Genomic DNA, 21,274 nt, shown 5'->3' on the forward strand with positions numbered 1-21,274 from the left:
GCAGTTTATAGGTGGTAAAAAAGAGGCGTATAGCCTCTTTTTTTGTCAGGTTATTAGCGAGTTGGCCCGGGGTCAGTTCTCGCTGGATACGGTTTCTACCTCCTGACTGCTGTTTGTGTGTTCTGCTGCTGGTTCGTTGGCTGCCGGTTCCGTGGCTGTGATATTGATGGCGTGAAGACCTTTTGGCCCTTGTAAGATGTCGAAATTCACATCTTGACCGGCCTTAAGGGTCTTGTAGCCATCCATCTGGATGGACGAGTAGTGAACGAAAAGATCTTCGTCGCTGCCCTCCGGCAGAATAAAACCATACCCTTTGGCATTGTTAAACCACTTTACTTTACCAATAGGCATCCTCTACATCCCTCTGCTAGCTGGCTTGTGAGGCCAAACATCCCTATTTTGTTCGCTTTCCTGACTTGGGCAAAAAAGCAAACCCATCGCTCCACCGTTCGCGGGAACAGCCTCAAGTGTTTAACAAGTGATCGATTCTGTCAAGGAGAGGGGCTGCCAATGCCAACTGAGTCGCTGTATTATGGCGGATTGATCCACTTTTAACTGTTTTTTGCGGGAAAAACGCAATGGGTAAAGTTTTTGATGTTCGTCTAACATTAGGTAGTGAAGATGGTCAGGAGGGCGATGGTCACGTAGTTGTTGCGCCAACTAAGCCGAAACTGAAACCACCGCCGATGTATCGTGTAGTGCTTTTGAATGACGATTATACGCCGATGGATTTTGTGGTAGAGGTGCTGGAGCTCTTTTTTAACATGAACCGGGAGAAGGCGACCCACGTGATGCTGTCGGTTCATACTCAGGGTAAGGGAGTCTGTGGAATCTTTACGCGAGATATCGCGGAAACTAAAGCGGAACAAGTGAATCAATACTCTAGGGAGTGTGAGCATCCGCTGCAATGTAAGATCGAACGGGAATAATTACTCAGGAAGCCTGACAAATGCTGAATAAAGAGTTGGAAATAACCCTCAACTTAGCGTTCAAAGACGCACGAATGAAGCGGCATGAATTCATGACCGTAGAGCATCTTTTACTGGCGTTGCTGGACAACCAGGCAGCGCTGAGTGTGCTCAATGCTTGTGGTGCCGATATGGAGAGATTGCGACGCGATCTCACCGAGTTTGTCGATTCGACAACGCCACTGATCCCCAATAGCGAGGATGAGCGGGAAACACAGCCTACTCTCGGTTTTCAAAGGGTGCTGCAGCGAGCTGTTTTCCATGTTCAGAGTTCTGGTAAGCGAGAGGTTACCGGGGCCAACGTGTTGGTTGCGATCTTTAGTGAGCAGGAGAGTCAGGCGGTATATTTCCTTAAACAACAAAGCATTGCACGTATCGACGTGGTCAATTATATTGCGCACGGCATATCTCGCGTGGAGGGCACCCACGATCACGGCGATGCAGATCATCATGAAAGCGTTGAGGAGGAGTCGACCCAGGAGGGCGCTACCAATCCTCTGGAAAGTTTCGCCTCAAATCTGAACGAGTTGGCTCAAAGGGGTAAAATTGATCCCTTGGTAGGGCGTGATCTGGAGCTCGAGCGGGTGTCCCAGATCCTGATTCGCCGCCGCAAGAATAATCCTCTGTTGGTGGGTGAAGCCGGAGTTGGTAAAACCGCAGTTGCGGAAGGACTAGCCAAAAGAATAGTGGACGGTGAGGTCCCTGATATCCTGTCTCAAGCAACGGTTTACTCGCTTGATCTGGGCGCCCTGTTAGCGGGAACCAAGTATCGCGGGGATTTCGAAAAGCGTTTCAAGCAGTTGCTGGCGGAACTGGCTAAACGTGAACACGCCATTCTTTTTATTGACGAGATCCACACCATTATCGGAGCAGGAGCTGCATCGGGCGGGGTGATGGATGCTTCTAATCTGCTGAAGCCTTTACTTACCAGCGGTAATATTCGCTGCATTGGCTCTACCACCTTTCAGGAATTTCGTGGCATCTTTGAAAAGGATCGCGCGCTCGCCAGGCGTTTTCAGAAGGTTGATATCAATGAGCCTTCGGTTGCCGACACGGTTGAGATTCTGAAGGGGTTGAAGAGCCGTTTTGAGGAGCATCACCAGATCAAGTATAAGAAAGCGGCGTTAGAAGCCGCCGCCGAGCTGGCCGATCGCTATATCAATGATCGTCACATGCCCGATAAGGCGATAGATGTGATCGATGAGGCGGGTGCTTACCAAAGGTTGCAACCCGAAAAACGCCGTCGCAAATCGATTGGGGTTGGAGAGGTAGAGGCGATTATTGCCAAGATCGCCAGGATTCCGCCAAAGAGTGTGTCCTCCTCCGATAAGGAGGTTTTGGAGACGTTAGAGCGCAATCTCAAGCTGGTCGTGTTTGGCCAGGATGAGGCCATCGGCTCTTTGGCCACAGCGATTAAGCTCTCGAGAGCAGGCCTTAAGTCCCCGCAAAAACCTGTGGGATCTTTTCTGTTTTCTGGTCCTACCGGGGTGGGTAAAACCGAGGTTAGCCGCCAACTTGCAGAGGGGTTGGGCATTGAGTTGATTCGTTTCGATATGTCTGAGTATATGGAGCGCCACACCGTATCGAGGCTGATCGGGGCTCCACCGGGTTATGTTGGTTTTGACCAGGGCGGCTTGTTAACAGAGGCTATCAATAAGAGCCCCCACTGCGTGTTGCTTTTCGATGAGATCGAAAAGGCCCATCCGGAGGTGTTCAACCTGTTGTTGCAGGTGATGGATCACGGCACTCTGACCGACAATAATGGTCGTAAGGCCGATTTCCGCAATGTCATTATCATCATGACAACCAACGCGGGGGCGGAAACCATAGCGCGCAGCTCCATCGGCTTTAGCGTGCAGGATCATACTTCCGATGGTATGGAGGCGATTAAAAAGCTCTTTACTCCAGAGTTTCGGAATCGGCTGGATAGCATTATTCAGTTCGGTGCGCTCTCTGTCGAGAGTATCAAGCGGGTTGTTGATAAATTCCTGACAGAGTTGCAGGCGCAGTTGGATGACAAGAAAGTCATGCTTGATGTCGATGAGGAGGCGCGTAGCTGGCTCGCTGCGCAGGGTTACGACAAGTTAATGGGCGCACGACCGATGGCGCGACTCATCCAGGATAGCATTAAGCGACCCTTGGCGGAGGAGATATTGTTTGGTGAGTTGTCCGTGTCCGGCGGAACGGCTTACGTGACAATCAAGGGTGGGGAGTTGGCGATTAAGGCCGAAGCCGCTGCGTAGCAGCGGCTTTAATACCGTTTAACGTGCCCGGTAGGTGATGCGGCCTTTCGACAGGTCGTAAGGGGTGAGTTCTACTCGTACCTTATCGCCGGTCAGGATGCGGATATAGTTTTTGCGCATCTTGCCTGAAATGTGCGCAGTAACGACATGACCATTTTCCAGTTCTACCCGGAACATAGTGTTTGGAAGGGTGTCGATAACAGTACCTTCCATCTCAATTGAATCTTCTTTTGCCATTCGGCATCTTCCTCAAACTGGTGATTCAGAACTGAACCTTGGTACAGTCTGCATTAAAATCAGGCGCGTATGATGCCCTAATTAATACTTGAAATCAAAGGATTGCGGCGGAACCTTTGATGGTTTTAGCGAAGCTCCATCCACTGGTTGTCGAGCAGTAGTTCCAGTGGGCGATATTTACCCTTGTAACTCATTTTTTTGCACTGTTTTATCCAGTATCCAAGGTACAGGTAGGGCATATTGAGCTGACGGCATAGTTCGAGTTGTTTGAGGATGCAGTAACTACCAAGGCTGCTTTTAGCGAGGTCCGGGTCAAAGAAGGTGTAGATTGCGGACAGTCCATCCTCAAGCTGGTCCGTTACCGATACCGCGACCAGCGTGTCCCCATCGTGGAATTCGTAGAGGTGGCAAAATTCCCAACTGCTGGTGAGGAAGGATTCGTACTGAGATGGGGTTGGGGGTGCCATGTCCCCATCCCCGTGGCGGCTATTGATATAGCGCTGGTAGAGTTGATAGTGGCTTTCATCGTAGCGGGCGGGATGGCGTTGGCAACTAAGGTGCGCGTTCCGCTTCAGGATCCGTTTCTGACTTTTGGTTGGTGTCGCGCGATCGGCCCGGATGCGGATGGGTATACAGGCGTTACAATCGCCGCAGTGGGGTCGATAAAGGTGTTTTCCGCTGCGGCGAAATCCAAAGTTTGAAAGCTGGCTGTAAAGTGCGTGGTCAACGGTGACTTCTGGATCTAGAAAAAGAGTTGTCGCCTGCCGCTCGTCCAGGTAGCTGCAGTCGTGTGATGGGGTAGTATAGAAACGCAGTTCTTTCAGGTTCGACATGCCACTATCCGTTGTAATCCCCGTCCAGTTTCCAGAGGGTGGGTCGCTCTGATTCTGCGCCTGTAGGATAGGGATTGGCAAATTTATTGAGTTGCTCGTGAAACTCTTCGCGTCCCATGGAGCTCGCACCCAGAGATCTGAGGTGGGGGCTCTCTACCTGGCAGTCGATCAGTTGAAACTGCCACCGCTCCAACTGTGCGCAGAGGTGGACCAAGGCGATCTTCGATGCATTGCTTACCAGGCTAAACATCGACTCACCAAAAAAGACTTTGCCTATAGCGATGCCATATAGCCCACCAACCAGTTCACCTTGCTGCCAGCACTCGATCGAGTGAGCGTGGCCCAGAGTGTGCAGATTGCAGTAGGCGTCGTACATTTCAGGCGTTATCCAGGTCTGGTCGGTATAATTTCTGGAGGCTGCGCAATGTTTCATGACGGCGGGAAATGCGCGATCCACGGTTATTTTAAAGCGCTTTTGTCGTAGCACTTTTTGGAGCGATTTTGAGATATGAATCTTTGAAGGGAGTAGCACGCAGCGTGGACTAGGAGACCACCACAGGATAGGTTCTCCCGGGCTAAACCAGGGGAAAATCCCTTGTCTGTAGGCGCTCAGGATCGTTTGGGGATGCAGGTTTCCTCCCGCCGCCAGCAAGCCGTTAGGCTCACTGAGGGCCGTATCGATCGGCGGAAAGATGACCTGTTTTTCATCGAGCCATGGCAGACGTGGCATCGTACAGGACGGTTACTCTTCGTCCAGGAAACGCTCGGCGTCGAGTGCAGCCATGCAGCCGGTACCCGCGGAGGTGATCGCCTGCCGATAGATATGATCTGCAACATCACCTGCGGCGAATACCCCGCTAATACTGGTCTGGGTCGCATTGCCTTCGGTGCCACTGTTTACCTTCAGGAATCCATCTTTCATCTCAAGTTGGCCTTCAAACAGGTCAGTGTTGGGTTTGTGACCTATCGCAATAAAGACACCGGCAACGTCCAGCTCTTTGGTCTCCCCGGTCTGTGCGTTTTTGATCCTGGCGCCAGTTACTCCGGTCTCATCACCGAGCACCTCATCGAGTGTTTGGTTCCACTCCAGTGTGACATTTCCATTTGCGGCCTTCTCGAAGAGCTTGTCCTGCAGAATTTTTTCACAGCGCAGCTTGTCTCGGCGATGGATGAGAGTGACCTCGGATGCGATGTTGGCAAGGTAAAGCGCCTCTTCCACAGCGGTGTTGCCGCCGCCAACAACGGCTACCTTCTGTTTTTTGTAAAAGAATCCATCACATGTGGCGCAGGCGCTCACGCCTTTGCCCATAAAGGCTTCTTCCGAGGGGAGTCCCAGGTATTGGGCGGTAGCGCCGGTCGCGATGATTAGCGCGTCGCAGCTGTATTCCCCGCTGTCCCCCTTCAGGCGGAAGGGGCGTTGACGCAGGTCCGCTTCATTGATGTGGTCGTATACAATCGAGGTCTCAAAGCGTTCAGCGTGTTCACGCATGCGTTCCATCAGCTCGGGACCCTGTAGCCCTTCGGCGCCCGATGGCCAGTTGTCCACCTCGGTGGTAGTCGTGAGCTGTCCACCCGGTTGCATGCCGGTGATCAGTACCGGGTTGAGGTTGGCGCGGGCGGCATAGACTGCTGCGGTATAACCGGCCGGGCCGGCACCGAGAATAATCAGGCGGGCATGTTGGGTGTCGCTCATGAGGGTATCCTGTAATAGAGGCTGAAAGCTGAATCATGCTGTAGGGCGGTAATAATACGGAAGCTGGTGAAGGGGTTCAATCGGTTATCGAATGGTCCACAGTTTCTTTAGAAAAGTCGTTTAAATACCGTTGGTTATGGTCGCTGGTAGAGCAAATGAGTACAATGGTGCCTGAGTCGTAGTCGATGCTTGCGACGGTTTTTTTGTAGGGACATCAAAGGAAGCGGATTTGAAAGACTCCAAAGCGGCAAAGCCTGCATCAACCACCACGTTGAAGCAGCAATTCTCTCTTCGTTTACGCGAGGGAGGTTTGATTCTTCTGTTGGCGCTTTGCGTCTACATGTTGATGGCTTTAACCACCTATCATGGTGCTGACCCCGGTTGGTCGAGCGCGGTAAGCCACGGTGAGGTTCGCAATGCTGCAGGGAGAAGCGGAGCCTGGTTTTCAGACCTGCTGTTGTCACTGTTCGGATATTTTGCCTACCTGTTTCCTTTAATTCTTGGGGGCAAGTGTTGGCAGCTATTTCGCGGACGCCACCACGCCTCCCGTTGGAGGCCTACGCTTGCAGGGCTGCGGCTGGCAGGTCTTATCGCCACGCTGGTGTCAGGAGCAGCGCTGGCAACGCTTCATATTTCAGTTGATAGCTCGCTGCTACCTGAAACAGCGGGGGGGATTCTTGGAGGCATCATAGCCAACGGTTCCCTCGATAGTTTGGGGCGGCCGGGCCTGACCCTGGTCTTGGTAAGCTGCTTTTTGGTTGGGGTGACGGTATTCACCGATCTCTCTTGGCTGAAGTTGATGGATCGTACCGGCACCATCACACTAAACCTGCTCAGCGCGCTGATGTTGCGCTTGCGGCGCTGGAAAGCGGATTTTGTGGAGCGCCGTGAAAGCCGCGAAATCCAAAAAGTTAAACAGGAACGTAAAGTGGTCATTGCCCAGGAAGTTAAGCGGCAGAAGGCCCGTGAACCGGTAAAAATAGCGGCGCCAGTGAAAAAGCTTGAGTCCAGTAAACGGGTTGTCAAAGAGCGCCAGGCGAGCCTGTTTGATGAGCCTGTCAAGGGCGCTCTGCCACCGCTGTCCCTGCTTGACGATGCGGACAAAAGCGCTGTTCATGGGTATTCTGCAGAATCACTGGAGGGGATGTCCAAGCTGCTTGAGCTCAAGCTGAAAGACTTCGGTGTGATTGCAGAGGTCGTCGCGGTGCATCCGGGACCGGTTGTTACCCGTTTTGAAATTCAACCCGCCGCGGGTGTAAAGGTCAGTAAAATCACTAACCTTGCCAAGGACCTGGCAAGGTCTTTGGCAGTTATCAGCGTTCGAGTTGTCGAAGTGATTCCGGGTAAATCCGTGGTTGGAATCGAGATTCCCAACGAAGATCGCAATACGGTCTATTTTTCCGAGGTGGTAGGTTCTCCGGTATTCGATGAAACCGTGTCCCCCGTAGGCCTCGCCCTGGGGCATGATATCGGTGGTGCCCCTGTGGTGGTGAATCTTGCCAAGATGCCCCATTTGCTCGTCGCAGGCACTACCGGCTCCGGTAAATCGGTTGGGGTAAATGCGATGATACTGAGCATTTTGCTTAAGGCCTCTCCCGAAGAGGTTCGGCTGATTATGGTCGACCCAAAGATGCTGGAACTCTCCATTTACGACGGCATTCCCCATCTGCTGACGCCTGTGGTCACCGATATGAAGGACGCCGCTAATGCCTTGCGTTGGTGCGTTGCCGAAATGGAGCGTCGGTACAAGCTCATGGCCGCGATGGGGGTGCGTAATATTGCGGGCTACAACCGTAAGGTAAAAGATGCTGAAAAGGCTGGGGAGCCGTTGCCTGATCCTTTGTATGATCCGATAGGGGAGAGTGACGTCGCGCCAACGCTTGAAACCCTGCCCTTTATTGTGGTCGTGGTCGATGAGTTTGCCGATATGATTATGGTGGTCGGCAAGAAAGTGGAAGAGCTGATTGCCCGAATTGCCCAGAAAGCGCGAGCGGCCGGTATCCACCTGATATTAGCTACCCAGCGTCCGTCGGTAGATGTTATTACCGGGCTTATTAAAGCAAACGTACCCACGCGCATTGCGTTTCAGGTCTCTTCTAAAATCGATTCACGCACCATCCTCGACCAAGGCGGGGCTGAGCAGTTGCTGGGCCACGGAGATATGCTGTATCTGCCGCCAGGGAGTGGTGTGCCTGTTCGGGTTCATGGTGCTTTTGTCTCTGATGATGAGGTTCACCGCGTTGTGGATGACTGGAAGAAACGTGGCGAACCTGATTTCATTGATGAGATACTTAGTGGTGCCAGTGGCAGCGACATGGGCCTCGGTGGTGGGGGAGACGACGGCGAAGAATCCGATGCGCTTTATGACCAGGCGGTTGCTTTTATTACCGAAACACGGCGGGCATCAATCTCATCGGTGCAGCGTAAATTCAAAATTGGCTACAATCGTGCTGCTCGTTTAATTGAAAGTATGGAAATGGCAGGTGTAGTCAGCTCTATGGGCAGCAATGGTGGGCGTGAAGTGTTGGCACCACCAGCTCCCCGAGATTAACCAAGGAATCTATAACTCTTATGCGTCTGTTTATGATCTTGTTGTCGAGCCTTTGCTTGGGAACGGTACAGGCTAGCGATGTTGATGAGCTAAACCGCATGTTATCCAAGGCTCGCAGTATCAACGCCCAGTTTGAGCAGTTGACCATGGACGCTAGTGGGGCGCGGGTTCAGCAATCCAGTGGACAGTTGGTAGTAGAGCGTCCGGAACGTTTTCGTTGGCAAGTCGCAGCTCCGTTCCCGCAGTTAGTGATTTCAGATGGTCAGCGTGTATCTATCTACGACCCGGATCTGGAGCAGTTGACGATTCAAGCGCTGGACCCACGTGCAGGGACGACCCCGGCGTTGATTCTTAGTGGCGACCGGCAAGCAATAGAGCGGGATTTTGAGGTTAAAGCGGTGCAGCGAGAGGGTGAAGTGCTGCGCTTTAAGCTGGTTCCCCGTGCGCCGGACTCCCTTTTTGAGAGTCTGGAGCTGGAGTTCGTTAATGACCAAATAGGGGCGATGCAACTCGTGGACTCCTTTGGTTCCAGCACTCGTATCGATTTCTCCTCGGTAGAGATAAATATGCCAGTGCCCCCAGAGTTGTTTGAAATGAGTGTCCCCGAAGGCACCGATATCATCGAAGACCTACGTTGATGCACACCCCGGGACTTTTTGCAGAGGAGGGCTATCGGCCACTGGCGGACCGATTACGGCCTCGCTCCCTCGAAGAGTACCTCGGCCAGGATCACCTATTGGCCGAGGGGCGCCCGCTGCGTTCGGCTTTGGAGCGGGGTGCGATTCATTCGATGGTGCTATGGGGGCCGCCCGGTGTGGGTAAGACAACCTTGGCGCGACTGATCTCCTCCTACGTCGACGCCCGTTTCGAGGTGGTGTCTGCGGTGCTATCCGGGGTTAAAGAGATACGAGCAGTCGTTGAGCGCGCCCAGCAGTGCAGGGGGCAACAAAAAACCATTTTGTTTGTCGACGAGGTGCACCGCTTCAATAAGGCGCAGCAGGATGCTTTTCTTCCCTACGTAGAGGATGGCACCCTGATCTTTATCGGCGCTACCACTGAAAATCCCTCCTTTGAACTCAATAATGCACTGCTATCACGGGCTCGAGTATATCTACTGAAGTCGTTACCCGTTGCCAGTCTGCACGCGGTGGCTCGTGCCGCGTTAAGTGACGTTGAGCGTGGCTTGGGGGGGCGAGATCTTTCCATTGCTGATGATGTGCTTGACCTGTTATGTGGTGCCTGCGATGGGGATGCCAGACGCTTGTTGAACCTTTTGGAGATCGCGTCTGACCTGATAGATGACGGCAGCCCGGTTACTCGGGAGGCGATCGCCGAGGTGTTGGGAGAATCGGTGCGGCGCTTCGACAAGGGAGGAGACCAGTTTTACGATCAGATATCTGCATTTCATAAATCAGTACGTGGATCTTCACCCGACGGAGCTCTCTACTGGTTTGCTCGGATGCTCGATGGAGGAGGGGACCCCCTTTACGTTGCCCGCCGCCTGTTGGCGATCGCCTCAGAAGATATTGGGAATGCGGATCCCCGAGCGATGCAGGTCGCACTGAATGCGTGGGATGCGTTCGAGCGCCTGGGTCCGGCTGAGGGTAATCGAGCGATTGCCCAGGCTGCGGTTTATTGCGCCTGCGCGCCCAAAAGTAACGCCGTATACACGGCGTTCAAAGCCGCCTGTGCGCAGGTGGGAGCAGGAGCCAGTGAAGAGGTTCCCCCGCATCTGCGCAATGTACCAACCTCGTTGATGAAAGAGCTGGGATATGGTGCAGAGTATCGCTATGCCCATGATGAGGAGAATGGGTATGCAGCGGGTGAGCGTTACCTGCCCGAGTCTATTGGCAATCAGCGTTATTACGAGCCTACTGACAGGGGGCTAGAGCGGAAAATCGGTGAAAAGTTGAAGTTTCTGCGAGAGCTTGATCAACGCAGTGATCGTCAGCGGGGGGGAGGCTGAAATGTGGCAACAACTGCTATTTGTAGGCGCTGGGGGGGCGGTCGGTGCGGTTGCGCGTTTTATGGTCTATCACCTCTACGGTTTGACCGGTTCGAAGCTATTTCCAATGCCCACGCTGATCGTTAATGTAGCGGGTTCCTTTTTAATCGGAATCGCTTATTTTACGCTGGTAGAAAGGCTACAATTGCCACCGGTGTGGAAAAACGGCCTGATCAGTGGGTTTCTGGGTGCTTTCACTACGTTTTCTACCTTCTCCCTGGACGCGCTGCGGATGATCCAGAATGGAGAGGTGGGGATCGCGATGGGGTACATTGTCGCTAGCGTGGTATTTTGCCTTATGGCGACGCTGGCAGGATTTTTTGTCGTTGAAAAATTAATCAGCTAATTGTTTGTAAGGTAACCAATGTTAGACGCAAAACTGGTGCGAGGGAGCACTGAAGAGATCGCCGAGAAACTGTTGGTAAAGCAGTTCAAGCTCGATGTCAGCCGTATTCAGGCCCTCGAAGGGCGCCGTAAAGAGATTCAGGTCAAGACCCAGGAGCTGCAAAATGAACGCAAGGTTGGCTCGAAGCGATTCGGCCAGCTTAAGGCTGCGGGTGAAGACATTGCTCCTCTTAAAGCAGAGATGGATCGGCTCGGAGAGGAGTTAAAGGTATCCGAGGATCTGCTGAACCAGGTTCAGCATGAGCTCAATGATATTCTTTTGCAGGTTCCCAATATACCGGACCCCTCTGTGCCTGCTGGCACGACGGAAGATGACAACGTTGAGAATCGGCGTTGGGGCACTCCGAGAGAGTTTGATTTCGAACCCAAAGATCATGTCGCTTTGGGAGAGCTCAATGGAGAGCTTGATTTCGAGACGGCAGCGAAACTTTCCGGCGCGCGCTTTGCAGTCATAAAGGGCAAGCTCGCTCGCCTGCACCGGGCCATCACCCAGTTTATGATCAATACCCATATTGAGGAGCATGGGTATGAAGAGATCTATGTGCCTTACCTGGTCAATGCCGACTCTCTTCGGGGAACCGGACAGCTACCCAAGTTTGAAAAAGATCTGTTCAAAATAGAGCGCGAGGATCAGCACGATCTTTACCTGATCCCTACAGCAGAGGTGCCGGTCACCAATGTTGTGCGGGACAGCATCGTCGAAGGTGCTGATATGCCGCTGAGCTACGTATGCCACTCTCCCTGCTTTCGAAGTGAGGCAGGTAGTTATGGTCGGGACGTTCGGGGAATGATTCGCCAGCACCAGTTTGACAAGGTTGAAATGGTGCATGTGGTTCGCCCAGAAGACTCCTGGGACACGCTGGAAAAACTCACAGGTCACGCCGAATCAATTCTGAAAAAGCTGAACCTTCCCTACCGAGTGGTAACACTCTGCGGAGGTGATCTCGGCTTTTCCTCTGCTAAAACCTATGATATCGAGGTTTGGCTTCCCGGCCAGCAAAAGTATCGTGAAATTTCCTCATGCAGCAATATGACGGACTTTCAGTCTCGCCGCATGATGGCCCGGTGGCGGAATCCGGAAACGGGCAAGCCGGAGCTGGTTCATACGCTTAATGGTTCGGGCCTTGCTGTCGGGCGTACCATGGTAGCGATCATTGAGAACTATCAGGACGAGCGAGGGCGCATTCAGGTGCCCGAGGTACTTCTCCCCTATATGGGTGGAGTTACCAAAATCTAATAATCCGGGGCGCATGCCCCGGTTCTTGTTTATTACCATTGTTTTTATTGATAGCGAGTCACTGGGTTTTTATGGATTTCTTGCCGCTCTACTTTGATCTAAAAGACAAGCCGTGCCTGGTTATCGGCGGTGGGGAGGTAGCCTGCCGTAAAGCGTCACTATTACTTAAGGCTGGCGCGCATATCTTAATCGTTGCGCAGGAAGTAGGCGCGGGTGTTCGTGCGCTTGCTGAGGATTCAAGAGTAGAGATCGTACAGGGCAGTTACGCTCCCGAGCAGCTTGAGGGTAAAGTGCTGGTTATTGCGGCGACCAATAACTATCGGGTAAATAGTGCGGTCTCTGAACAGGCTAAATCCAATAATATCCCCGTTAACGTGGTTGATAATCCATCATTGTGCAGTTTTATTTTGCCTGCGATTATTGATCGCTCTCCGATTGTTGTAGCCGTCTCCAGCGGAGGAAAATCACCTGTGCTTGCACGCCTGCTGAGGTCTCGGTTGGAGTCGACAATTCCAGCAGCCTATGGTCGCTTGGCTGAACTGGTTGGAGGGTTCCGTGATGCGGTAAAGGCTCGTTTTTCCAGTATCAACCAGCGCCGCGGATTTTGGGAGTCGGTTCTTCAGGGGGATGTTGCGGAGCTGGTTTTCTCTGGTAAGGAGGCGGAGGCCGGGGAGCGTCTGGCGCAACTCATCGAAGCCCGATCTAGCGACGAACTGCCGGTCGGCGAAGTTTATCTGGTAGGGGGAGGACCGGGGGATCCCGATCTATTAACCTTTCGTGCGCTGCGCTTGATGCAGCAGGCCGACGTTGTACTGTACGACCGGTTGGTGTCAGAAGCGGTGCTTGATATGACTCGCCGAGATGCAGAGCGTATTAATGTCGGCAAAGCGCGCTCCCGGCACACCTTGCCCCAGGAGGAGATCAACGATCTGTTGGTCAGGCTGGCACGGGAGGGGCACCGTGTGTTGCGCCTCAAAGGGGGCGACCCCTTTGTTTTCGGTCGTGGCGGAGAGGAGATCGACAAGCTTGCCGAGAATGGAATCCCTTTTCAGGTAGTGCCAGGTATTACTGCGGCAACGGGCTGTTCGTGCTATGCGGGCATTCCGTTGACGCACCGGGATTATGCCCAGTCGGTACGATTTATTACCGGGCACTTAAAGGATGGCACCTGCAAATTGCCCTGGGATGAGCTGGTGCACAAAGGGCAAACGGTCGTGTTTTATATGGGGCTGATAGGGCTGCCGACGATCTGCCGGAAGTTGATTGAGCATGGCCGCGGCCCGGACACCCCGATCGCGTTGATTCAACAGGGCACTACCCGAAATCAGCGTGTTTTTACCGGCACTTTGGCTACCATCGCCGACATTATCGCCCGCCAGGAAGTAAAGGCACCTACCCTGATTATCGTGGGTGAAGTCGTTTCGCTACGCGAGAAATTGGGGTGGCAGGGGGATGCCTGATTTGGCAAGCAGATCTGCACTTAAAGGCGGGATTTATCCCGTTGTTGCCATAACTCCGACGCCAGCTCGAGAGCTTGATGCTGGGATTGGGCTTTTCCCATCTGCTTAAGCGCTATCGCCGCGGTACTGATGACCGCCGAGTGGCCGTATTCGTCTTGAGTGGTTCCGCGCCATAGGCCGGTCAGGTTGCTGAGTTCTAGGCTCTCAGGTTTTAGATGACGCCGTTTAAATAGCGCCGGCCACTCCTCCTCCACAAGATCCTCTCCAAGGACGGCCCTTACCTGTAAAGGGTTGTCAGGATTGCGCTCGATCTCTCCGCCGTCGCCTTTAATGACCGAAATATTTTCATAGCCGAGCAGCTTGCCGGCAAGTTGGTGCACTGGCTGGTAGGCTGGGTGAAAGATGCTCTGGATAACATGGGGTGCGTCAAGTGGGTTGAGTAGTCGTACCAGGGAGTGCACGGGGGAGCGGACACCGAGAGTATTGCGAAGATCGATAATAGCTTGTAGTTCGGGGCAGAGCGTCTTCAGTGGCATATAGGCGAAACGCTGCTCGGAAATTGCGCCTCGCACCTGCTTCCACGAGCAGCACACGGGAAACCCCAGCTCCTCGAGAACCTTTCGGGTGTAGATGCGGCCTGAGGTGTGCCCTTCGGTACCGTGCATGAAAACTCGAACACCATGATCATTTAACAGCAGCACACTGAGAATAAACCAGGGCAGTTGGCGGCGTTTTCCTGCGTATGAAGACCAGTCCAGATCCACGGCAATGGGTTCGTCAGGTAACTGGATATAATCGCGAACAGCATGGGCAAATCCCGCCAGCTCTTCGGAACTTTCGCTTTTTACGCGCAGTAGTAACAGAAACGCGCCGAGCTGAACGAGCTCGAATTCACCGCGCAGAACCATACCCATTGCGGCTTGAGCTTCCTCCTGGGTGAAGGAGCGTGACCCCTTGGGGCCTTTGCCAAGAATCCTGAGATAGGGTGCAAAAGGGTGCTCGGTGAGCTGTGGGGTGGTTATCTGGGTCATGGACTATATGCAATTGGTTGGTTTGGGTAAGCCCGCGATCCGCGAGGCCAATTTTGCAGGACTCCCGGGGAACAGTTGTAGCAGGTAGATACTGTTACCTTTTTCGCTGCCTAAAGTGCGGCTTATATGCTTAACCAGCGGCCGCATTGCGGGAGAAAGTTGGTATTCGTCGTAGAAGGCCCTGAGGCTGTTAATGACCTCCCAGTGAGCCTGCTCCAGAGTAATATCGTCTAGCCGTGCGAGCTCGACAGCTACCTCCGGAGACCAGTCCTTGAGGTGTTTGAGATACCCCTCGCCATCCAGCTCTATAGACAGGTTGCCAGCTTGGATGTATCGCATATCAGCCCCAGCTGAGAGATTTAGTGTGTTGTTCGGTCAGAACAACGAAGCCATCGTAGTCGACCGGTGTAACCTGTTCAGGAAGCAACTCACTGAGTCCCCGGGCGCGCAGGTCTTCCTGTAAGGCATAAATCCTTAGTGTGGAGGGCTGCTCGCACAGCAACTGGAATCCGGAGGAGCCGGGTAGCACATTAAAAACGCCATCCTCGATCAATAGGAGTGAGGCGTCGGGGAGCGCCAGATTTAGGCAGCGTCGCAGCGCGTCGGAGCCCGAGTCTGGTTTGTTGACAATATGCAGCATAGGCTCCTTCCTAGAATCCAAGAACGATATCAGTATCGTTGAGATGACCAGCCAACTCTTCGCGGGATAGGCATTCGACCCTAACGCAAAGTTGTTGGGGGTCTAGGCCTCGTGCTTTAAGACTATCGTTACATACCAGCAGGCGCTCGATACCGTAAAGTTCCAATGCTGGTAAGGCCGCTGAAAACTTTTTTTGTCCCGGCGCCCGGGGATTTTGCAGGTCCAGTAGTTGATAGACACCGTCACCGTCGAATAGGAGGGATACATCGAGGTCAAAAGCTGCGCCGATGAGTGCGGTATCCAGGGCTTCCTTGGCTGCGAGGCTTCCGTAGGGAGGTTTGCTGGTAAGAACGCAGAGGGATTTTGTCATGCTTCAGGCCCCGAAGGTGATCAGGCGGTCGCTATTGACGGCGCCCTCAATAAGCTGGCCCAGCCCCGACAAAGTTGTTGCGTTGGAAAGGTTGGCGCAGCTTTTTTCGTAACGTTGTTGCTCTTCATGGTTGAGTAGTCCTCGCCGCAAAGCCGCAGCGACACACACAACGGCGTCTAGCTTATGAGTATCAATAAACGCCTGCCACTGCGCCGGAAGATTAATTTCATCCTGGGGTGGTACGGCGAGGCTGGAGCCAACGTGTACCCCATCCTGGTAGAAAAAGAGACGGCTAATCACGTGGCCGCGTGCGATCAGGGCATGACAAAAGCTCAATGCGCTGTAGCAAGCCTGACTCGTGTAAGGAGCGCCGTAGATGGCAATGGTGTAATTCATCCATTACTCCGGGGCTGCGAAAGAGGGAGTATCGTAAAAAGCAAAAGGCCCCGATATTGTCGGGGCCTTTGCAAAGCCGGTTGAGGGTTAATCGTCACCGCCGAATACACCAACCAAATGCAGAAGGTGAATAAAGAGATTGTAGATGCTCAGGTATAGCGCCACGGTCGCCATCACATAGTTGGTTTCACCACCGTGAATGATGTTGCTGGTGTCATAAAGAATAAAACCGGAAAACAGCAAAACCGCCATCACGGATATCGCCAGCTGCATGCCGCTAATCGAGAAAAACATCCCAACCAGTATCGCCGCGATCAGTACCAGCAGGCCGACAAAAAGGAATCCACGCATAAAACTGAAGTCTTTGCGGGTTGTTAGCGCATAGCCGGACAGCGCAAAGAATATCAGTCCGGTCATACCCAAGGCTGAAGTGACGATGTTGCCACCGTTGGGCAGGGACAGGTACATGGAAATAATGGGGCCGAGCTGATAACCCATATATCCGGTGAACAAAAACACCAGAGGCAGTGCCCACACGCTATTACGGGCTTTGCTGACAGCAAACAGCAAGCCAATCATGATTACAAGGGATAGAATCCAGTGGACGGCAGGAGCGTTCATCAGGACGGCAACAGTGCTGGTTAAAGCGCTGAAGACCAGGGTCATAGATAGCAACATATAGGTGTTGCGGATCACCTTGTTGGTTTGAAGTACCTGCTCCTCCGAGCGGGCAATCGCCGTTACTTGCTCATTCATTCGCCTGTTTCTCCATGCATGCTAATTGAGAGTTGAATCCAATGTTCATCATACCGGCAGCCCTTTGTAAATCAAGTAGATACCGCTCTATTATGATGAAAACGACCGCTTGCGGATTCCTAACAGTTCAGGGTTTAAGCGTTTTGAGTCGTCTCCAAACGGATAGTTCCTGATAAGGTGGGATTAATCAATGGAATCAAGCGATTCGCCGTTGACACAGTGCGTAATTCGGGTAAGATTTGCGCCATCTCGAAGCCGGTGCTTGTGGCGGCGAGATTGCTTTAGGTGAGCTGGCAGAGTGGTTGAATGCAGCGGTCTTGAAAACCGCCGTAGGTTAGTAGCCTACCCGGGGTTCGAATCCCTGGCTCACCGCCACATTTAAACAACAACGCCCCGTTTTCGGGGCGTTGTTGTTTCTACTGGTTACCAAAGTGACATCCCCCGCGCTATTTATCGTATCTCTGCACTAATTCTGCACCAAACAAAGGCGATTCTGTGCCGGCTGAAGTCGTGGCCACGATAGCCTGTATACCCCTGTTTTCCTTGACGCCGGAGTCTGTTTGAGGGCGCCCGGGCTGGTTTTGATGTCCGCGTTCATGCTTTGTGATAAGTCGCCGAAAATTACCCTTATAAATTCCAGTGCTATTGCTATACTGATTCTCTGTTTAGCCGACCGATGGGCAACTTCTTTCGGAGTTCTGCAGTGGCAGGAGTTGCACTTATAATAAGCATAAGGAGTGCGCAATGCTGAAATCCCTCAGTATCGACCCTGGGAAATGCACAGGGTGTCGTCAATGTGAAATGGCCTGTTCGTTTGAAAAAGAGGGGGTGTTTAACCCGTCTCGCTCACGAATCCAGGTGTTTGAATTTCATCACGAAGGGCGTTTCGTGCCCTATACCTGTACACAATGTAGCGAAGCCTGGTGCATGAAAGCATGCCCGGTAGATGCAATACGTACCGATCTTGAACTGGGCGCCAAGCTTGTTTATGACGATATCTGCGTTGGTTGCAAGGTCTGCACCATCGCCTGTCCTTTCGGCACCATCAACTACGTTCCCGAGACGGGGAAAGTCGCAAAATGCGACCTATGCGATGGCGCGCCTAAGTGTGCTGAAGCTTGCCCCACTGATGCGATCACATTTATTGACGCCGCTTTGACGGGGATGGAACGCATGAGACAGTCCGCTTCGGCAAATAATCCAACCGCTGGCCAAAGCGCCTGATCGCAGAGGAGAGACAACTATGTCATGGTCACAAAAAGTTCTGCGTGTAAATCTTACCAATGGAACAGCAGTTGCTGAGCCGCTTAATATGGAGTGGGCTCAAAAATACCTGGGACAAAGAGGGCTGGGAACTCGTTACCTTTGTGAAGAGGTCGATCCTCAGGTGGATGCGCTATCACCCGAAAATAAGCTGATTATGGTTAATGGGCCTTTAACCGGGACCATGGCCGCCACCGGTGGCCGATATGCTGTGGTCACCAAAAGCCCTTTGACCGGAGCGGTCGCATGTTCGAACTCTGGTGGTTTTATCGGTGCCGAGTTGCGAAATGCTGGCTGGGATATGGTGATATTTGAAGGGCGCTCTGACAAGCCGGTCTATCTGAATATTGAAAACCAAAACGCGGAGCTTTTAGACGCTTCGGATTTGTGGGGTACCTCCGTTTGGGAGACCGATGAGAAAATCCGCCAGCGGCATCAGGACCCAAGGGTGCGAATAGCTGCGGTTGGACGTTCTGCGGAAAACGGCTGCCTTTATTCGGCGATTGTTAACGATCTGCATCGTGCGGCGGGCCGCTCCGGGGTAGGCACTGTTATGGCCTCCAAGAATCTCAAGGCGGTGGTGGTGCGAGGTTCCCTTGGTGTTTCCGGGATTAAGGATCCTCAGCGATTTATGAAAGAGATCGCGATTCAAAAACAGGTTCTGGCCGATAACCCCGTCACCGGGGTAGGGTTGCCCACTTACGGTACCCAGGTGTTGATGAACGTGATTAATGAGGTGGGTGCACAGCCAACCCGCAACGCCCGCGATGTCCAGTTTGAGAGTGCACACAAGATTTCCGGTGAAGCGATGCATGAACCACGGGAAAGCGATGGCAAGCCAAACCTGACCCGCAATGCCGGCTGCTTTGCCTGCACAATTGCCTGTGGGCGAATATCAACCATTGACCAAACTCACTTCTCAATCAAAAACAAGCCTCAGTACTGGGGTAATACCGGTGGTCTGGAGTATGAGAATGCGTGGTCGATGGGGTCCGATACCGGGATTGATGATCTTGACGCGGTGACCTATGCGAACGCTATCTGTAATGAAGATGGCATCGACCCAATCTCTTTCGGCGCTACTCTGGCTGCCGCAATGGAGATGTTCGAAGCCGGTGATCTGACCCTTGAAGATACCGGTGGGCTGGAGTTGCGGTTTGGCTCGGCGGAAGTATTGGTTAAGGCGGTTGAGTTGACCGCAGCCGGTGAAGGGTTTGGTAAAGAGTTGGCGATGGGGTCCAAGCGGTTGTGCGAAAAATACGGCCGCCCTGACCTTTCCATGACCGTTAAAGGGCAGGAGTTTCCAGCTTACGACCCGCGCGGTATTCAGGGTATGGGTTTGGCCTACGCCACCTCAAACCGGGGAGCTTGCCATTTACGAGGTTACACCGTCTCCTCAGAAGTGCTCGGTATTCCCGAGAAAACCGATCCGTTGGCGACCGAAGGAAAGCCTGAATTGGTCAAGGCGTTTCAGGATGCAACCGCTGCGGTAGACTCCTCCGGATTGTGCGTCTTCGCTACCTTTGCCTGGACCCTTGATAACATTGCGCCGCAGATTGATGCAGCCTGCGAGGGGGAGTGGACCGTAGAGCGATTGGCTGAGACGGGGGAGCGCATCTGGAACATGGAGCGCCGCTTTAATCTGGCGGCGGGCTTAACTGGAGCCGATGATTCGCTGCCCAAACGTTTGCTAACCGAAGCCGCCAAGACCGGGCCTGCAAAGGGTATGGTTGCCAAATTGGGTGATATGTTGCCGCAATACTACGAGATTCGTGGTTGGGGTGATGACGGAGTGCCCAGCAAGGAAACCTACCAGAGGCTGGGGCTGTAACCAGGTAGTGACTCGCTCCTCACCGGTTTTGCTCCCGAAGCAGAACCGGTGAGGGTACTCTTTTCAGGCATGGAACTGGAGTTGAATGTCATGCATCACCTGATTATCGGAGCCGGGGCGGCGGGAGTGGCCGCCGCCGAAACCCTACGGCAACACTCGGCAGACGATAGGATTACCCTGATCAGCTCCGAGCACTCCGAGCCCTATTCCCGGATGGCGATCCCCTATCTACTGACCAACAAGATAGAGGAGCGGGGCACACACTTGCGTCAACGTTCTGATTATTACCGGACCCAGCGCATCGATATACTTCATGATAACGTCACCGGAATCGATGCAGGATCTCGACAGGTTACCCTGTCCAGTGGCAGTACCATCGATTATGACCGTTGCCTGATCGCCAGTGGATCACTTCCTGTAAGGCCGGCCATCGAGGGTATTGATTTGCCCCTGGTGCAGAGTTGCTGGACCCTGGAAGATGCCCGTGAGGTCGCGAGACTGACAAAGCAGGGAACGCCAGTCGTGCTAATGGGGGCCGGTTTTATTGGCTCTATTATTCTGGAGGCCCTGGCGCTTAGGGGAGTAGAGCTTACCGTGGTCGAACATCAGGACCGGATGGTTCCTCGAATGATGGGGGAGAAGGCGGGAGGGCTCCTCAAGTCATGGTGTGAGTCTAAGGGTGTCAAGGTGCTGACCTCCACCGATATTCTTAGTGTTAAATCGATCTCCATTGATCGCGTTGCGGTTGAGTTAAGCTCGGGTGAAACCTTGGAAGCGGGTCTTGTGATTGCCGCTGCGGGGGTAAAACCCAATTTGGATTTTGTGCGCTCGGGTCAAATTGATATCCAGCACGGTATCCTGGTTGATCGATATATGCGCACGAGTGCCCCGGACCTGTATGCTGCAGGGGATGTGGCCCAGGCCCTGGATCGTTCTACCGGTAAGCCTATGGTGCAAGCGATTCAGCCGACCGCGGTGGAGCATGGCCGTTTGGCAGCGCTTAACATGATTAAACCTGAATCTGTTGCCCATCGTGGGTCACTGATTATGAACGTATTGGATACTTTGGGGTTACTCTCCTGCTCGATTGGGATCTGGCAAGGGGTTGCGGGCGGAGATAGTGTTGAGCGCTATGACCCCAAACGGTTCCGGTATCAGTGCTTACAGTTTTCCGGTGATCGATTAATAGGCGCGACTATAGTGGGTCATCGTGACCATCAGGGAGCTTTGCGAGGTCTGATAGAGGGTGAATACTCTCTCGGTAGGTTCAAAGAGCTTCTTTTGAAGGATCCTAATCGGATAATGGAGGCGTACCTTGCGGTTTCCCAGTCAGACGCCACATTGGTGCGGTAGCG

General features: G+C 53.2%; 22 protein-coding genes and 1 tRNA gene. 12 read left to right on the forward strand and 11 right to left on the reverse strand.

The genetic code is table 11. The features are described from left to right. Positions 1 to 72: 72 nt before the first annotated feature. Entirely contained in the window at positions 73 to 351 is a 279-nt protein-coding gene (gene cspD, locus ACP3PW_RS15790; RefSeq protein WP_426417702.1) for a cold shock domain-containing protein CspD, read from the reverse strand. A 227-nt stretch (positions 352 to 578) separates the two neighbouring features. On the opposite strand from cspD, the gene clpS reads away from it, so the two are divergent. Together clpS and clpA are read left to right on the forward strand one after the other, a co-directional pair. Then, positions 579 to 929 (forward strand): ATP-dependent Clp protease adapter ClpS, encoded by a 351-nt coding sequence (gene clpS / locus ACP3PW_RS15795; protein WP_426417703.1) that lies wholly within the window; start codon positions 579 to 581, stop codon positions 927 to 929. Between the two features lie 20 nt (positions 930 to 949). Further along, the gene (gene clpA / locus ACP3PW_RS15800) at positions 950 to 3,211 is read left to right on the forward strand and encodes an ATP-dependent Clp protease ATP-binding subunit ClpA (RefSeq protein WP_426417704.1); all 2,262 of its coding nucleotides are present in this window, start codon (positions 950 to 952) and stop codon (positions 3,209 to 3,211) included. Between the two features lie 18 nt (positions 3,212 to 3,229). On the opposite strand, the gene infA is transcribed toward clpA, so the two are convergent. The 4 genes from infA to trxB form a co-directional block, all read right to left on the reverse strand. Beyond that, complete coding sequence (gene infA, locus ACP3PW_RS15805; protein WP_027706826.1) at positions 3,230 to 3,448, reverse strand: translation initiation factor IF-1; 219 nt, start codon at positions 3,446 to 3,448, stop codon at positions 3,230 to 3,232. A 125-nt stretch (positions 3,449 to 3,573) separates the two neighbouring features. Further along, positions 3,574 to 4,281: an arginyltransferase gene (locus tag ACP3PW_RS15810; protein WP_426417705.1), complete on the reverse strand. Its 708-nt coding sequence runs from the start codon at positions 4,279 to 4,281 to the stop codon at positions 3,574 to 3,576. A 4-nt stretch (positions 4,282 to 4,285) separates the two neighbouring features. Further along, positions 4,286 to 5,011, reverse strand: a complete 726-nt coding sequence (aat, locus tag ACP3PW_RS15815) for a leucyl/phenylalanyl-tRNA--protein transferase (RefSeq protein ID WP_426417706.1) — start codon at positions 5,009 to 5,011, stop codon at positions 4,286 to 4,288. A 12-nt stretch (positions 5,012 to 5,023) separates the two neighbouring features. Further along, positions 5,024 to 5,974, reverse strand: coding sequence for a thioredoxin-disulfide reductase (gene trxB / locus ACP3PW_RS15820; RefSeq protein ID WP_426417707.1), 951 nt, complete (start codon positions 5,972 to 5,974; stop codon positions 5,024 to 5,026). A 229-nt stretch (positions 5,975 to 6,203) separates the two neighbouring features. On the opposite strand from trxB, the gene ACP3PW_RS15825 reads away from it, so the two are divergent. The 6 genes from ACP3PW_RS15825 (at position 6,204) to cysG (ending at position 13,632) form a co-directional block, all read left to right on the forward strand. Next, positions 6,204 to 8,525: a DNA translocase FtsK gene (locus tag ACP3PW_RS15825; protein ID WP_426417708.1), complete on the forward strand. Its 2,322-nt coding sequence runs from the start codon at positions 6,204 to 6,206 to the stop codon at positions 8,523 to 8,525. Between the two features lie 20 nt (positions 8,526 to 8,545). After that, positions 8,546 to 9,163: an outer membrane lipoprotein chaperone LolA gene (gene lolA, locus ACP3PW_RS15830; protein WP_426417709.1), complete on the forward strand. Its 618-nt coding sequence runs from the start codon at positions 8,546 to 8,548 to the stop codon at positions 9,161 to 9,163. Continuing rightward, positions 9,163 to 10,491 (forward strand): replication-associated recombination protein A, encoded by a 1,329-nt coding sequence (locus ACP3PW_RS15835; protein WP_426417710.1) that lies wholly within the window; start codon positions 9,163 to 9,165, stop codon positions 10,489 to 10,491. Before lolA ends, ACP3PW_RS15835 begins: the two co-directional genes overlap by 1 nt. A 1-nt stretch (position 10,492) precedes the next feature. Beyond that, entirely contained in the window at positions 10,493 to 10,876 is a 384-nt protein-coding gene (locus ACP3PW_RS15840) for a fluoride efflux transporter FluC (protein WP_426417711.1), read from the forward strand. An 18-nt stretch (positions 10,877 to 10,894) separates the two neighbouring features. Further along, entirely contained in the window at positions 10,895 to 12,172 is a 1,278-nt protein-coding gene (serS, locus tag ACP3PW_RS15845; RefSeq protein WP_426417712.1) for a serine--tRNA ligase, read from the forward strand. Between the two features lie 71 nt (positions 12,173 to 12,243). Beyond that, positions 12,244 to 13,632, forward strand: coding sequence for a siroheme synthase CysG (cysG, locus tag ACP3PW_RS15850; protein WP_426417713.1), 1,389 nt, complete (start codon positions 12,244 to 12,246; stop codon positions 13,630 to 13,632). 20 nt (positions 13,633 to 13,652) lie between these two features. On the opposite strand, the gene ACP3PW_RS15855 is transcribed toward cysG, so the two are convergent. From ACP3PW_RS15855 to ACP3PW_RS15880, 6 genes are all read right to left on the reverse strand, one after another. Beyond that, positions 13,653 to 14,663, reverse strand: coding sequence for a glycosyl transferase family protein (locus ACP3PW_RS15855; RefSeq protein ID WP_426417714.1), 1,011 nt, complete (start codon positions 14,661 to 14,663; stop codon positions 13,653 to 13,655). Positions 14,664 to 14,666: 3 nt separating this feature from the next. After that, the gene (locus ACP3PW_RS15860; protein ID WP_426417715.1) at positions 14,667 to 15,002 is read right to left on the reverse strand and encodes a TusE/DsrC/DsvC family sulfur relay protein; all 336 of its coding nucleotides are present in this window, start codon (positions 15,000 to 15,002) and stop codon (positions 14,667 to 14,669) included. A gap of 1 nt (position 15,003) precedes the next feature. Further along, complete coding sequence (tusB, locus tag ACP3PW_RS15865; RefSeq protein ID WP_426417716.1) at positions 15,004 to 15,303, reverse strand: sulfurtransferase complex subunit TusB; 300 nt, start codon at positions 15,301 to 15,303, stop codon at positions 15,004 to 15,006. Positions 15,304 to 15,313: 10 nt separating this feature from the next. Continuing rightward, complete coding sequence (tusC, locus tag ACP3PW_RS15870) at positions 15,314 to 15,673, reverse strand: sulfurtransferase complex subunit TusC (RefSeq protein WP_426417717.1); 360 nt, start codon at positions 15,671 to 15,673, stop codon at positions 15,314 to 15,316. A gap of 3 nt (positions 15,674 to 15,676) precedes the next feature. After that, positions 15,677 to 16,069, reverse strand: a complete 393-nt coding sequence (gene tusD / locus ACP3PW_RS15875) for a sulfurtransferase complex subunit TusD (protein WP_426417718.1) — start codon at positions 16,067 to 16,069, stop codon at positions 15,677 to 15,679. Between the two features lie 87 nt (positions 16,070 to 16,156). Further along, positions 16,157 to 16,825, reverse strand: a complete 669-nt coding sequence (locus ACP3PW_RS15880) for a Bax inhibitor-1/YccA family protein (protein ID WP_426417719.1) — start codon at positions 16,823 to 16,825, stop codon at positions 16,157 to 16,159. A gap of 284 nt (positions 16,826 to 17,109) precedes the next feature. Here ACP3PW_RS15880 and ACP3PW_RS15885 point away from each other — a divergent pair. The 4 genes from ACP3PW_RS15885 (at position 17,110) to ACP3PW_RS15900 (ending at position 21,272) form a co-directional block, all read left to right on the forward strand. Continuing rightward, a tRNA-Ser gene (locus ACP3PW_RS15885) sits at positions 17,110 to 17,200 on the forward strand. A 369-nt stretch (positions 17,201 to 17,569) separates the two neighbouring features. Further along, entirely contained in the window at positions 17,570 to 18,049 is a 480-nt protein-coding gene (locus tag ACP3PW_RS15890) for a 4Fe-4S dicluster domain-containing protein (RefSeq protein ID WP_426417720.1), read from the forward strand. A 19-nt stretch (positions 18,050 to 18,068) separates the two neighbouring features. Further along, positions 18,069 to 19,919, forward strand: coding sequence for an aldehyde ferredoxin oxidoreductase family protein (locus tag ACP3PW_RS15895; protein WP_426417721.1), 1,851 nt, complete (start codon positions 18,069 to 18,071; stop codon positions 19,917 to 19,919). A 69-nt stretch (positions 19,920 to 19,988) separates the two neighbouring features. Further along, positions 19,989 to 21,272, forward strand: a complete 1,284-nt coding sequence (locus ACP3PW_RS15900; RefSeq protein ID WP_426417722.1) for an NAD(P)/FAD-dependent oxidoreductase — start codon at positions 19,989 to 19,991, stop codon at positions 21,270 to 21,272. Positions 21,273 to 21,274 lie beyond the last annotated feature (2 nt).

The organism is Aestuariirhabdus sp. LZHN29, assembly GCF_049985285.1.
In the GTDB taxonomy this organism is placed as follows: Bacteria; Pseudomonadota; Gammaproteobacteria; order Pseudomonadales; family Aestuariirhabdaceae; genus Aestuariirhabdus.